At 61.7% G+C, this 14,160-nt stretch carries 11 protein-coding genes; 9 read left to right on the forward strand and 2 right to left on the reverse strand.

Going from position 1 to position 14,160, the window contains the following annotated elements:
• The first annotated feature begins 210 nt into the window (after positions 1 to 210).
• From U5A57_RS10445 to U5A57_RS10470, 6 genes are all read left to right on the forward strand, one after another.
• Positions 211 to 660 carry a DoxX family protein gene (locus tag U5A57_RS10445; protein ID WP_321910556.1) on the forward strand — a complete coding sequence of 150 codons (450 nt, stop codon included), beginning with the start codon at positions 211 to 213 and terminating at the stop codon, positions 658 to 660.
• A gap of 111 nt (positions 661 to 771) precedes the next feature.
• Positions 772 to 1,320: a potassium channel family protein gene (locus tag U5A57_RS10450; protein WP_321910558.1), complete on the forward strand. Its 549-nt coding sequence runs from the start codon at positions 772 to 774 to the stop codon at positions 1,318 to 1,320.
• 133 nt (positions 1,321 to 1,453) lie between these two features.
• Positions 1,454 to 1,651, forward strand: a complete 198-nt coding sequence (locus U5A57_RS10455) for a YtcA family lipoprotein (protein WP_321910559.1) — start codon at positions 1,454 to 1,456, stop codon at positions 1,649 to 1,651.
• Positions 1,652 to 1,673: 22 nt separating this feature from the next.
• Entirely contained in the window at positions 1,674 to 2,732 is a 1,059-nt protein-coding gene (mdtN, locus tag U5A57_RS10460; RefSeq protein ID WP_321910560.1) for a multidrug transporter subunit MdtN, read from the forward strand.
• Between the two features lie 5 nt (positions 2,733 to 2,737).
• Positions 2,738 to 4,813, forward strand: a complete 2,076-nt coding sequence (locus U5A57_RS10465; RefSeq protein ID WP_321910561.1) for an FUSC family protein — start codon at positions 2,738 to 2,740, stop codon at positions 4,811 to 4,813.
• Between the two features lie 12 nt (positions 4,814 to 4,825).
• A complete protein-coding gene (locus U5A57_RS10470) occupies positions 4,826 to 6,268 on the forward strand; it encodes an MdtP family multidrug efflux transporter outer membrane subunit (protein WP_321910563.1) in 1,443 nt (480 codons plus the stop codon).
• A gap of 237 nt (positions 6,269 to 6,505) precedes the next feature.
• Here the strand turns inward: U5A57_RS10470 and U5A57_RS10475 are convergent, their stop codons facing one another.
• Positions 6,506 to 7,678, reverse strand: a complete 1,173-nt coding sequence (locus tag U5A57_RS10475; RefSeq protein ID WP_321910565.1) for a porin — start codon at positions 7,676 to 7,678, stop codon at positions 6,506 to 6,508.
• A 220-nt stretch (positions 7,679 to 7,898) separates the two neighbouring features.
• A complete protein-coding gene (locus U5A57_RS10480; RefSeq protein WP_321910567.1) occupies positions 7,899 to 9,308 on the reverse strand; it encodes a YihY/virulence factor BrkB family protein in 1,410 nt (469 codons plus the stop codon).
• A gap of 194 nt (positions 9,309 to 9,502) precedes the next feature.
• Between U5A57_RS10480 and fdnG the strand changes: the two genes are divergently transcribed.
• Genes fdnG through U5A57_RS10495 form a run of 3 tightly spaced genes read left to right on the forward strand, consistent with a single transcriptional unit; the run spans position 9,503 to position 14,138 of the window.
• Positions 9,503 to 12,574 (forward strand): formate dehydrogenase-N subunit alpha, encoded by a 3,072-nt coding sequence (fdnG, locus tag U5A57_RS10485; protein ID WP_321910569.1) that lies wholly within the window; start codon positions 9,503 to 9,505, stop codon positions 12,572 to 12,574.
• Positions 12,575 to 12,586: 12 nt separating this feature from the next.
• Positions 12,587 to 13,525 carry a formate dehydrogenase subunit beta gene (gene fdxH, locus U5A57_RS10490; protein WP_321910571.1) on the forward strand — a complete coding sequence of 313 codons (939 nt, stop codon included), beginning with the start codon at positions 12,587 to 12,589 and terminating at the stop codon, positions 13,523 to 13,525.
• On the forward strand, positions 13,512 to 14,138 hold the full coding sequence (locus tag U5A57_RS10495; protein ID WP_321910573.1) for a formate dehydrogenase subunit gamma: 627 nt from the start codon (positions 13,512 to 13,514) through the stop codon (positions 14,136 to 14,138). The genes fdxH and U5A57_RS10495 overlap by 14 nt, the downstream gene beginning before the upstream one ends.
• Positions 14,139 to 14,160 lie beyond the last annotated feature (22 nt).

The following is a 14,160-nucleotide window of genomic DNA, read 5'->3' on the forward strand; positions in this document are numbered from 1 at the left end:
GCCGCTACTCGGTAGCCGCGTCGTTCTCCCGGCGCGACTTGCCGACGGTGGTCTCCGTGCGCCACACAACTTTAAGAATTCTCCTATTAGAAATGGCGTGGAATTTGGATAACTTGTCAGCCGCCGATTCAATCGTTTGCTGCAGCTAATCTCGGGCCTGGTTTTGGGCCTCGCGAAACCCATCTTTTTCTTCAGCGGATCAAATCGTTCATGGACCGAAATTGCGGAAAGTTGGAAAAGTGTGTTGCAAGTGCATCCGTGCGTACCCGGAGTGAGGAAATTGTCGCATTGATAGGACGCGTCCTGATCGCCTTGTTTTTCCTCCCCGCCGGACTGGCGAAGCTCTTCGACTTTTCCGGTACGGTCAATGAGGTCGCCGCCGGTGGTCTGCCCTTGCCTGTCTTCTGCGCGGCGGCGACGATCGCTCTGGAAATCGGCGGCGGGTTGGCGCTGCTGTTGGGCTACAAGACGCGTGTTGCCGCGACTCTGCTCATGCTGTTCACTGTCGCGGCTTCGGTTCTCTATCATCCTTTCTGGGCGATATCGGGCGCGCGGAGAATGCAGGAAGTCATCATGTTTGCCCAGAACATTGCAGTTGCGGGCGGCCTGCTGGTTCTCGCAGGTCAAGGTGGCGGCCGTCTGAGTATTGATAAAGATTAAGAGTCTTAAGTGTTGTCAGGTCAGTTTATTTCAGTGTTTCCAGGTTGCATGGCGAGCGTTTCATTGCCAATGCGAAAGCCGGAGGCGAACATTCACAACGGAGAAGCGTGATTGAATGATTCGCCAGTTTCAGGCGGGCGGTGGTCATGCCGGGCGGTTCGCGAGATCGCGAAGGATCTCTTCGTCGCAGGCACGCCCGTGGGAATCACCTACCTCTCGGCTTTGTTTGTGATTGCCATTGCGCCGGACAAGGATAGTCATCACGGATGGTCCGTGGTGGCGATGTCGATTGCGCTGGCGTTGATGATATTGACCTATCCACTGGGACTTCGACTTTTGCGCCGCTGGTTTGTCCATCTCGGCGTGAGGGGTGGATACGTCTCGTTATGGGTGTCCTATCTCGTCACTACGTTGTTGTTTCAGCAGCCGCTCTGGTTGATCTGCCAGAAGTTCGCGTTGATCGATAGTCGCAATGCGCTGGACAACGCGTATTTCACCCTGGTGACCTTCCTGACGATCGGGTACGGCGACATGGTGCCGCATAGCGGCCCCGGCCGCGCCTTTGCCATGGTAGTCGGCATCCTGGGCGCAGCACACAACATTTGCTTTATTTCCTATCTGCTCACCATGGGGCAGTCGGCAAAGGGAATAGAAACCTGATGGGCTTATGCAGGCCCGGAGATTGGAAAGTCGAGCCCTGACGAAATCTATGCGAAAAGAAACATCAATCGAATTGCTCATATCCCGATGTGGGGTTGCGTTGCTCCTCGCCGCATCGCTGGCAGGGTGCTCGTTGCCACCTTCCATTCCGGTTCTGGGTGCCTATTTCCCCGGTTGGCTCTTTTGCCTCGTGGGGGCGCTCGTGCTCACGGTCATGATGCGCGCGCTGCTGGTGCGCCTGAATCTGGAGCGGCTCGTTGGGTCGCCTGTCGTCCTGTATTCCGCATTGTATGGCTTGTTTTCCCTGCTCCTGTGGGTGTCGTTTTTTTAGTATCTCTTAAAGGAATACGGTTATGGCCGGTTCATCCAATGAAAAGCAGAACAGGAAGTGGCCAGCCCTCGCTCTTGCTCTCCTGGCGCTGCTCCTTGGCATTTACGTGATATTTCGCCTTGATACGGCTCCGCGCACGGACGACGCCTATGTGTCGGCCGATACGATCGACGTAGCCCCCGAGGTGAGTGGCCGTATTGTCGAGCTCGCCGTCAAGGACAATCAACGGGTCAAAAAGGGCGATGTGCTGTTTCGCATCGATCCTCGTACCTTCGAGAATGATCTGGCGCGATCCAACGCTTCGCTGGTTGCGCTCGACAAGCAAATCGAAACGGCCCGCAAAACGGTGAAGTCTCAGGAGTACGCGGCCGAATCCGCGCGCGCCAAGGTGGAAAGCGCGCGAGCAACCGCCGCCAAGGCCGCGCAGACATTCAAGCGTACCGAGCCGTTGCTGGCGCCCGGCTATGTGTCCAGCGAAGACCTGGACCAGGCGCGCACAGCAACGCGTACGGCCCAGGCCGATCTGGCGTCGGCCGAACAGCAGGCGCGCGAGGCTGAGGCCGCGGTGACGAGCGTCGAGGCCCTGGTGGCCCAGCGTGACGTCGTTCACACCGAAATTGCCCTCGCGCAACTGCATCTGGATCAGGCGACGGTGCGCGCACCGTTCGACGGCCGGGTCGTGTCGCTGAAGACCGCCGTTGGGGAGTTCGCCTCGGCTCAGAAGGCCATCTTCACGCTCATCGACACGGGGCACTGGTACGTGATGGCGAATTTTCGCGAAACAGAGCTGAAAGGCATTCGTCCCGGCATGGCGGCAACCGTCTATTTGATGAACGATTCGACCAGGCGTTTTCACGGCGAAGTCGACTCGGTTGGCTACGGTGTACTCCCCGACGATGGCGGTAGCGTGGTGGATGGCTTGCCCAAGGTGCAGCGCACGATCAACTGGGTGCGGGTTGCGCAGCGTTTTCCCGTCAAGATCCGCGTCGACAATGCCGATCCGGAGGCGTTTCGCATAGGCGCGTCGGCGGTCGCTCTGCTCGAGCACGCGCAAAGCGCCGGGACGAAGAAGGGGAGTTAGTTGCCATGACGACAACCGGGCCTTTCTCCGGAGAGTTATCGACGATCACGCGCTTTTTCAAGCTGGAGCTGGCCGACTATCCCGGTCGCATGGCGTGGACATTGCGCCTGCTGCTTATCGGCTTGCTTCTCGTTCTGATCTCGATGACATTGGGCGTGCCCTATCTGGTCTTGTCGATTGGGGCTGTCGCTTTCAACGTGGTCCAGCCCAACGTCGTGCTGACGCGGCTTGTCGGCATGACGTTCGTGATATCGACGTTTGTTGTCGTCGCGACCATTCTTCTGGTGCTCAAATTTGCATACGGATATCCGATGGTGCGCATTGTCGTGTCGTCGCTCATCTTTCTGGCATGCATGTACCTGATGCGCGTTCACAAGCTGGGGATTGTGTTTTTTGCGGTCGCGGTGGCCGTGCTCATCGGCCAGACCACTCCAGACACGCTCGACTATCCGGAGATCGCCGTTCGCAGCTCAATGTGGATGGGCATGTCGTTCCTCTATCCGGTGATCGTCATCTGGATTGTCTATGGCTGGTTTTTTCCCGCGGAGCCCCTGCGCCAATTGCAGGAGGAGGTTGGTCGGCAGATATCGGATATCGCCGCACGCCTTGAGCGGGGCGCTACCCCGGAGGGCGGCACGACCGCGCTGACTCAAGGCAATCTGGACGCGGCAGCCGGGAGGTTGCAGAAACTGCATGGATTTGCCGCTATGCGCAGTGCCCGCTATCGGTCGGCGCAAGCTTACTGGAAAGTCTGCATTGATGCGGTGTCCTATATGCACGGCGTGATATGCAGTGCTTCCGGAGTGAGTGAACTGGGTTCCGGCGATCACGCTCGCCGTTTGCTGGCCAGTTTGCGCGATCAGGTCGAGGCCTTGAACCGATCCTTTATCGACCTGACGCCGTATCGGTCCGACTGGAAGCCGACGGCAGAGGAAGCCGACCAGTACGAGCAACTCGGTTTGGGCGGCGTCTGCAGAGCGCTGCAGGAGCTGGCGCGTCTCGACCCGGCGCAGTTGACCATGCCGCCAGCCAGGAAAGGCGGCATGTTCGTGCCCGATGCGTTCACCAATCCGGCTTACCTTCGCTTTGCCCTGAAGACGCTACTCGCAAGCCTGATTTGCTATGTGTTCTATCACAGCGTTGATTGGGACGGTATTCACACCAGCATGATCACCTGCGGTCTGGTCGCCAATCCTACTCAAGGCGCGACTTCCCGAAAGCTCATACTGCGCTTCGGTGGCGCGCTCATGGGCGGGGCTTTGGCGCTGCTGTGCAGCGTGACCGTTCTTCCGCGGATAGACGACATCGTGAGCCTCCTTTTGATGGCGGCGCCTGTGTTCTTCGTCGGTGCGTGGATCGCTGCGGGTTCCGAGCGCTCGTCATACATCGGCATACAGATGGTGGCGACGTTCTGCATCGCGGTCATGGCGGATCAAGGTCCCAATGTCGATCTCACCGAAATTCGGGACCGTGCCATGGGCATCTGGATTGGTACGGCAGTTTCGGCAGTGGTGTACACCATGCTCTGGCCGGAAAGCGAAGCCGGCACGCTCCGCCAGAAACTGGTCGATCTCGTCAGGCAGCTCGGCCGGCTCGTGGCCCAGCCCATTCAAGGCGCAGCCGACGAACAGTTGCACTATCTGCAGCAGAGGGAGGCTTGCCATATGGCGATCGTGGCCTGCGAGGAGACGCGTAATCGCGTGTTTCTCGAGGACACGCGGCCGCATGGCGAGCGACGAGCGTTGCTGGAGAACGGCGACCAGGTGCTCGAGCAAAGCCGCGCCATGCTCCAGTCGTGGGACGCGTTGCGAGACGGTCTTGCAGCGCAGCGGGAGGGGGATGCCACCCAGCGCAATTCGACAGCCTGGCAGGAGAGGGTACAGGCGCGGCTGCAGCGCTATGCCGAGGGGATGGCGGGCGAACCGGCAGAAGCCACGCATGTCCTGTTTGGCCGCGATGACGCCATCGAGGTTCCGCCTCTCGCCGCGAAAGCGGAGCGACTCATGGACGATATTCGCGATCTGCCGGAATGGGGTGGACCTCAAACCGGCGCGCCGCTCATTTATATGCCGGGTAAGTAAAGGTGTCGTGTAATGACGTTTAAAAGAAAAGCTCTGCGCATTTCCGGCGCCTTCCTCATCACGGGGCTGATGTCGAGTTGCGCGTTAATCCATCACGACACGGCGCCACACGCGCAAATCGCCGCAAAGGACATCAAGCTGGCCAGCGACATTCATCTCGCGAGTGACGGATGGCCCGACGCGCAATGGTGGACACGCTTCAACGATCCGCAGCTCAACGCCCTCATTGAACGAGCGCTGGCGGGCTCGCCAACCATGGCTACGGCCCGATTGCGTGTGACGCAAGCCCAGGCGCAGGTTGATGAAGTCAGGGCCGAAGGCGGCCCGCAGATCGGCGGTCTGGGCGTCGTGATGCGTGGACGCGGCCCGGCCAGCGGCTTTCTGGTGCCGATGAGCCCTTGGTATACCGCAGGTTTGCTCGGCGTATTCGGTACGTGGACTATCGACCTGTGGGGCAAGAATCGGTCGTCTGTCCGGGCCGCGATTGGCGAGGAGAACGCAAGTGTTGCTGAGGCGGCCTCTGCGCAGCTCGGCCTGGCCACTGGCGTCGCCCAAGCCTACTACTCGATGCAGATGAGCTACCGGCAGCTCGATCTTCTCCAGCAGTCGAAACAAGTCCTCGAGTTCATCGTGCAGGCGCACGCGGACAAGTACGCGCGCGGCGTCGAGGCGCGAACGTCGTTGCAGTCCGCACGCGCCCAGCTGCTGGCGCTCGAGCAGCAGGCAACCGCCACGCGTAGCCAGATTCTGGAAACGCGGGAGGGCATTCGGGCACTGATTGGCGCCGGCGCGGACGACATGCCCGAGATCAAGCCAGCGCCGTTGCCTGAAGCGGTGTTGTCCGGTGTCCCGAGCACGCTGTCTTATGCGTTGCTGGCAAGGCGCGCCGATCTGCAGGCCATGCGTTGGGAGGTGGAGTCGTCACTCGATCAGGTCGCGGCAGCCAAGGCGGCCTTCTACCCGAGCCTGAATATCTCGGCGTTTTATGGATTGAATGCCATTCCCCTGTCCAAGCTGTTCAAGAGTGCGAGCCAGCAGGTCAATCTGATTCCCGGACTCTATCTGCCGATCTTCGACAGCGGCAGTCTGAATGCGCAATTGCATAGCGCTCGGGCGTCGAGCGACATCAAGATCGAACAGTACAACCAGGCCGTACTCGACGCGGTACGTGACGTCGCGGTGAACGGCAGTCAATTGCAGACGCTGGCCGACAAGCGCAAGTTGCAGGCGGACAAACTGGAAGCCACGCGCTATTCCCAAAGTGCCGCCGAAGCGCGGTATGAGCAGGGATTGGGGAGCCGGCTTGCCGCCATGGAGGCTCGCTTGCCCATTATTGAGGAGCAGGCCAGCTTGCTGTCTGTCGACGGACAGTGGGTCAATCAGCAGATCGCCCTGATCAAGGTTTTGGGCGGCGGATATGACGCCGAGGCGCCTGCCAGCGAGGGTGCGCAATGAGCCGACGACATAGAACGGCGTTGGACCTGCCGTGTCGTGCCTCGACGAGCGGCATGAATCACAGGCAGGTAGAAAATCTGCTCTAAAAGCGCGCGGGCATAAAAAAACCAGCCAGGGCTTGCGCCCGAGGCTGGTTTGTGCAGCGTGTAGTTTTTAGCTGCGCGGTCTCGCTCGCTTCGCCGGGGTGGCTCGTCAGCCAGTTCCGGCGCCGGGCCGAAGCCCGGACTAAAGCGTTGCTTAGAACTTGTGGCGGATGCCGACGCTGACCAGGGTCTGCGAGCTCGAAGCCGAGTCGAAGCTGTACGAACCGATTGCTGCGCCAGCGGTCGTCGTGGTGCCGTCCGCGTTGCGCTGCGTGCCGTTGGCGTGCTGGTAGGCAGCCACAGCGTAGAAGTCGGTGCGCTTCGAGATGTTGTAGTCCGCGCCGAGCGAAACCTGGTTGTACGTGTTCGACGTGTCGCCAGCGCCGTGCGTCCAGGTGTAGCCGAGGCCGAGCAGGAGGGCCGGGTTCAGCTGGTAGCCGAGGAAGCCAGCAGCAACGTTGTAGCGCTGGTTCGAAGCGAATGCCGAAGCGGCGTCCTGGCGCATCTGGACGTTGCTGTAACGGCCGCTCATCGTGAACGGACCAGCAACATATTGCAGTGCAACCGAAGCGATGCCGACCGACTTCGCCGTGGTGTAGCCAGCGGTGATCTGGTTGTCGCCGAAGATGCCGTCCGACGTCGACGTCGACGACCAGCCTGCGCGCTCGACTGCCGACGCTGCGTTGTCCATACGGAAGTAGCCAGCAGCGACGTTGAACGAGCCGATGCCGTACGTTGCCGCGCCGCCCCAGCTTTGACCCGAGCCCGTTGCGCCAGCCACGCCGCCCAGTGCGTACATGCCTTCGAACTGGAAGCCTTGCAGAACCGGCGAAACGTACTTGATTGCGCTGTTCGTACGCGAGGTGTTGTCGTTGTTGTCGACGTCACCCGGCGTTGCGAACGTGCTGCCGAAGTAGTTGTCGGCGGTCAGCGGCTGAACCATGTCGACCAGCGGGTCGTACTGGCGGCCGAGCGTAACCGTACCGTACTGGTCAGCCGTCAGGCCGACGTAGGCTTGACGGCCGAACATCTTGCCGCCTTGACCGAGCTTGCCGGTGTTGATGTCAAAGCCGTTTTCCAATTGGAAAATTGCCTTCAGGCCGCCGCCCAGATCTTCCGTACCCTTCAAGCCGAAGCGGTTGCCCGACAGGTTGCCGCCGGCCAGGCCGACCAGATTCGAATTGTTGCCGTTTGCGTCGACCGTGTTGTGGGCCCACTGGATCGATTCGTCGATCACACCATAGAGGGTCACGCTGCTTTGAGCGTGCGCGGTGCCAGCAGCGGCCAAGAGGGCCAGCGAGAGGGTCGAGAGAGCGACTCGTTTCATTCTGTTTTCTCCACGCAGAAATTGTGTAGTTGTTGCGCGATGGAGAATAACGCAGCAGGTCAGGCGACCTGAACTGAAAAAATAAAGTTTGTCGCAAAAACCTGACACCAGCCAGAATCCCTTGTCAGACGGGGGCTGCGTCGATTATGCCGATTTCAGAAATATTGGATTGTTGACCGAGCATTATTGTCGTTTTTGATAAAAGTTCCGTAAACGACTGTTATTTTTTTGGCTTGCTGCGACCATTGGAAGCAGCCTCGATTGGCCCGGCTTCGTGAGGGTGACGGCGCCTGCCAACGGCCGTCATGGCGAGCGCCGCGCTCGCGGCGAACAGCACCGAACTCCACGGATGGCGCTTCACATAGCGGTCGGCGGCGGCCACCGTGCGGCCCGCCTGGACCAACGTGAGCGCAGCCGCGTAGGTGGCGCTGTCCTCCATGCGCACGACCGAACGGCGAATCTGCAGCCCCGACTTCATCCTCCCGAACGCTCCGCCACGCGCACTCGCGAGCCCTACCGCGCCGAGCGGAGTTTCCGATAGTGTCGATTTGTCTGCCGCAACGGCCGCCGCCAGGGCCGCGGGCATTGCCGTGGCTGCTGGACTGCCGTTTCCGATCGGCACGGCCAACGGCTGCGGGGCCGCGGGAGGACGGTCCGCCTGCTTCGTGTCGTGACGCGCGACGATGGTGGAGGCGGCGAGCACCGAGGCCAGCTTGGCGCGGCTGCCAGGCGGTGTTTCCTCAAGGAAACCCCACGCGCCGCGCGGGTCGTGCAGGCGCCCGCGCGCCGCCGAGAATTCGGCGCCGAGCAGCAGCACCGCCGCCGAAAAATAGAGCCACATGAGCAGCACCGCTAGCGAGCCGGCGGCGCCGAACGCCGTTGCCATGCCCGCGTGCGCGAGATAGAGCGCAAACAGCTTCTTGCCCGCCGAGAACAGGACGGCAGCGACGATGCCGCCCACCATCGCGTCGCGCCAGCGCACGTCGGCGTCGGGCAGGAAGCGCAGCAGGGCGCCGAATGCGACGGCCAGCACCACGAGGCCCACCCCCAGCTGCATCAGGTTGCCGATGATCACATAAGGAGAATTGCCCCAGAGCCACTGGCCGACAAAGGTGATGGCCGTGTCGAGCACGAGCGAGACGATCAGCAGGAACGCGACGCCCAGCACGAGGCTGAATGAAATGAGGCGCACGCGCACGAGCGCCAGCACGCTGGAGGGGCGCTGCCCGTCCGGCGGCCAGACGATGTTCAGCGCGGAATTGAGCGACGAGAAGGTTGCGGACGCGCCGATCACGAGCAAGCTGAGCGAAATGATCGCCGCGACACCGCCCTTGCCGCCCGCGCGGTGCGCGTTCTGCACGATGGTGGTGATGCCGGCGGCCGCGTCGTTGCCGAGCACATTGTGGACCTGGCGGAAGAGTTCGCCGCGTGCGGCGTCGTCGCCGAAGAACCAGCCGGCTACGGCAATCACCATGACGAGCGTGGGCGCGAGCGAAAACGCCGAATAAAACGCGATGCTCGCCGCGAGCGACGGGCACCGGTTGGCAATGAACTGGCGCAGCGCGCCCACCACCCACGACGCTTCCTTGCGTGCGGCATGCTGCAGTCGTTCGGAGGAAAGCGTTGACATGAGGGAGCGCCCCGAAGTGGTCCTTCCGTGGTTCGTTTCGTCACACACCTGGCTCATTCGCCATCCAATATTAGCAAGCGTGGTTCCCGGGCGGCCTCGCGCTGTACGCGTGCAAAGCTCGCGAACATCCAGCGCGATCCGTCGCCCAAAACGTCTTATACTGAAAAAACCCACAACCAGGCCGAGGACGAATCATGCTGCAGATGTCCCGGCGTCAGTTTCTCAAGGTCACGGCAACGTCGCTGGCGGGTTCCAGCCTCGCGCTGATGGGTTTCGCGCCCGACAACGCGCTTGCCGAGGTTCGACAATACAAACTGGCGCGCACCACTGAAACCCGCAATACCTGCCCGTACTGCTCGGTCGGTTGCGGGATCCTCATGTACGGTCTCGGCGATGGCGCGAAGAACGCGACGGCGAGCATCATCCACATCGAAGGCGATCCGGATCACCCCGTCAATCGCGGCACACTGTGCCCGAAGGGCGCGAGCCTCATCGACTTCATCCACAGCGAGAGCCGCCTGAAGTACCCCGAGTATCGAGCGGCGGGTTCGAACGAGTGGAAACGTATCTCGTGGGACGAAGCGCTCGACCGCGTTGCGAAGCTGCTGAAGGAAGATCGCGACGCGAACTTCGTCGAGAAAACGGCGGACGGCAAGACCGTGAACCGCTGGCTGACCACCGGAATGCTGGCGGCATCGGCGGGCAGCAACGAAGTCGGCTATCTCACGCACAAAGTGGCCCGCAGCATGGGCCTGCTCGCATTCGACAACCAGGCGCGTGTCTGACACGGCCCGACGGTGGCAGGTCTTGCCCCGACGTTTGGCCGTGGAGCGATGACGAACCATTGGGTCGACATTCGCAATGCGGACGTGATTCTGGTGATGGGCGGCAATGCGGCCGAGGCGCACCCGTGCGGCTTCAAGTGGGTCACGGAGGCGAAGGCGCACCGTAAGGCGCGGCTCATCGTGGTGGACCCGCGTTTCAATCGCACGGCATCGGTCGCGGACTTCTACGCGCCGATCCGCACCGGCACGGACATCGCGTTCCTTGGCGCTGTGATCAACTATTTGCTCACGAACGACAAGATCCAGCACGAGTACGTGAAGAACTACACCGACTTCTCGTTCATCGTGCGCGAGGATTTCGCGTTCAACGACGGCATTTTCTCGGGCTACGATCCGCAGAAGCATGCGTACCCGGACAAGTCGTCATGGAACTACGAGATCGGCGACGACGGCTTCGTGAAGACCGACGACACGCTGCAGAACCCGCGCTGCGTGTACCAGTTGCTCAAGCAGCATTACTCGCGCTACACCGCCGACATGGTCGAGAAGGTGTGCGGCACGCCGAAGGACAAATTCCTCAAGGTGTGCGAAATGCTTGCGAGCACGGCCGAGCCGGGCCGCGCGTGCACGATCCTGTACGCGCTCGGCTGGACCCATCACTCGATCGGTGCGCAGATGATCCGCACCGGCGCGATGGTGCAGCTGCTGCTCGGCAACATCGGCATTGCGGGCGGCGGCATGAATGCGCTGCGCGGCCACTCGAATATCCAGGGGCTCACGGACCTCGGGCTGATGTCGAACCTGCTGCCGGGCTACATGACGCTGCCGTTCGAAGCGGAGCAGGACTACGACGACTACATCAAGAAGCGCGCTTCGCAGCCGATGCGGCCGAACCAGCTCAGCTACTGGCAGCACTACGGCGCGTTCTTCGTGAGCTTCATGAAGTCGTGGTGGGGCGCCGCGGCCACGAAGGACAACAACTGGGGCTACGACTGGCTGCCGAAGCTCGACAAGCCCTACGACCTGCTGCAGACCATCGAGCTGATGAATCAGGGCAAGGTCAACGGTTATATCTGCCAGGGCTTCAACGTCATCGCATCGGCCCCGGACAAAGCCAAGACGCTCTCGGCGCTCGGCAAGCTCAAGTGGCTCGTGATCATGGACCCGCTCGCCACCGAGACTTCCGAGTTCTGGAAGAAGTTCGGCGACTATAACGATGTCGATACCGCTTCGATCCAGACCGAGGTGTTCCGTTTGCCCACCACTTGCTTCGCGGAAGAAAACGGCTCGCTCGTGAGTTCGAGCCGCGTGCTGCAGTGGCACTGGAAAGGCGCGGAGCCGCCGGGCGAGGCGCGCAGCGATCTCGAGATCATGTCGGGCCTGTTCCTGCGCATCCGCGCGGCGTACCAGAAGGACGGCGGCAAGCTGCCCGATCCGATCGTCAAGCTCGACTGGCCGTATTCGGATCCTGCCAGCCCCACGCCGGAAGAACTCGCGAAGGAGTACAACGGACGCGCGCTTGCCGACCAGACCGACGCGAAGGACCCGACCAAGGTGCTCGTGAAGAAGGGCGAGCAGCTTGCGGGCTTCGCGCAGTTGAAGGACGACGGCACGACGTCGAGCGGCTGCTGGATCTTCTGCGGGGCCTGGACCCAGGCGGGCAACCAGATGGGCCGGCGCGACAACTCGGACCCAACGGGCATCGGCCAGACGCTGAACTGGGCCTGGGCGTGGCCGGTGAACCGGCGCGTGCTCTACAACCGCGCCTCGTGCGATACGGCGGGCAAGCCTTTCGATCCCACCCGCAAGCTGATCGGCTGGAACGGCAGCGCCTGGACGGGCGCGGACATCCCCGACTTCAAGGTCGACGAATCGCCGGACCAGGGTATGGGGCCGTTCATCATGAACCCCGAGGGCGTGGCGCGCTTCTTCGCTCGCGACGGTATGAACGAGGGTCCATTCCCCGAGCACTACGAACCATTCGAGAACCCGCTCGGCTATAACCCGTTCCATCCGAACAACCCGCTCGCCACGAACAACCCGGCGGCGCGCGTGTTCCCCGACGACCGCAAGACATTCGGGACCGTGCAGCAGTTCCCGCATGTGGCGACCACGTACCGGCTTACCGAGCACTTCCACTTCTGGACCAAGCATGCGCGGTTGAACGCGATCATCCAGCCGCAGCAGTTCGTCGAGATCGGCGAGGCGCTGGCGAAGGAGGTGGGCGTGGTGGCGGGCGACCGCGTGAAAGTGTCGAGCAATCGGGGCTATCTGATCGCCGTGGCCGTGGTGACCAAGCGCATCAAGCCGCTCACGATCGAGGGCAAGACCGTGCATACCGTTGGCGTGCCGCTGCACTGGGGCTTCAAGGGGCTCACGAAACCGGGCTATCTGACGAATACGCTTACGCCACCCGTGGGCGACGGCAATTCGCAGACGCCCGAGTTCAAGTCGTTCCTCGTGAAGGTCGAAAAGGCATAGGGGGCGCGAACCATGGCATTTCAATCACTCGACGTCAGACGCATTTCCGCGACGACTACGCCCCCGCCCGGCGTGCGCGAGCCGGTCACGGGCACGGTCGCGAAGCTCATCGACGTGACCAAGTGCATCGGCTGCAAGGCGTGCCAGACCGCGTGCATGGAGTGGAACGACCTGCGCGACGAGATCGGCGTCAATACCGGCGTCTACGACAATCCGCACGACCTTAGCGAGCATTCGTGGACCGTGATGCGCTTCGCGGAATACGAGAACCCGAACGGCAACCTCGAATGGCTGATCCGCAAGGACGGCTGCATGCATTGCGACGATCCGGGCTGTTTGAAGGCATGCCCGTCGCCGGGCGCGATCGTGCAGTACACGAACGGCATCGTCGATTTCCACGAGGAAAACTGCATCGGCTGCGGCTATTGCATCACGGGCTGCCCGTTCAATATTCCGCGTCTCTCGAAGACCGAGCATCGCGTGTACAAATGCACGCTTTGCTCGGACCGCGTGGCCGTGGGGCAGGAGCCGGCCTGCGTGAAGACCTGCCCGACCGGCGCGATCGTGTTCGGCACCAAGGAAGACATGAAGCAGCACGCGGCCGAGCGCATCGTCGATCTCAAGGAGCGGGGCTTCGAAAACGCGGGGCTTTACGACCCGCAAGGCGTGGGCGGCACGCACGTGATGTACGTGCTGCATCACGCGGACCAGCCCTCGCTCTATCACGGCCTGCCCGACAACCCGCGCATCAGCCCGATGGTGCGGCTTTGGAAGGGTATCGCCAAGCCGGTTGCACTCGGCATCATGGCGCTCACGGCGCTGGCCGGCTTCTTCCATTACACGCGCATCGGCCCGAACGAAGTGACGGCGGAAGACGAAGCCGCCGCGCGCGACGAGGCGCGGCGCATCCGTGGCGAACCACCCGAGGAGCGCAACGATGAAAGACGATGAACCGCAACTGATCGAGCGCTACACGCCCAACGAGCGCAGCAACCACTGGATCACCGCGATCTGCTTCATTTTGCTCGCGATCTCGGGGCTCGCGATGTTTCATCCGGCCATGTCGTGGCTTTATGCGGTGCTCGGCGGCGGCCAGTGGACGCGCATTTTGCATCCGTTCATCGGCGTCGTGATGTTCGTCTCGTTCCTGATCCTTGCGCTGCGTTTCTGGCACCACAACTATCTGGACAAAGACGACATCCAGTGGATGAAGCAGATGGGCGACGTGCTCAACAACCGCGAAGACCGGCTGCCGGAGATCGGCCGATACAATGCGGGACAGAAGCTGTTATTCTTTACGATGGTGGTTTGCCTCGTGCTGTTGCTCTTGAGCGGCATCGTGATCTGGCGGCGGTATTTCTCGTTCTATTTCCCGATCGAGATTATCCGGCTCTCTTCAGTGGTGCATGCGGTCGCGGCGTTCGTGCTGATATGCGGCATCATCGTCCATATTTATGCCGCGCTATGGGTGAAGGGATCGATCGGCGCCATGACGCGCGGCTACGTCACCTGGGGCTGGGCGAGAAAGCATCATCCGCGCTGGTTCCGCGAGAGCATCAAGTAACGCACAGGCTGCGCGCCGCCTG

Source organism: Paraburkholderia sp. J11-2, from assembly GCF_905220185.1.
Lineage (GTDB): Bacteria > Pseudomonadota > Gammaproteobacteria > Burkholderiales > Burkholderiaceae > Paraburkholderia.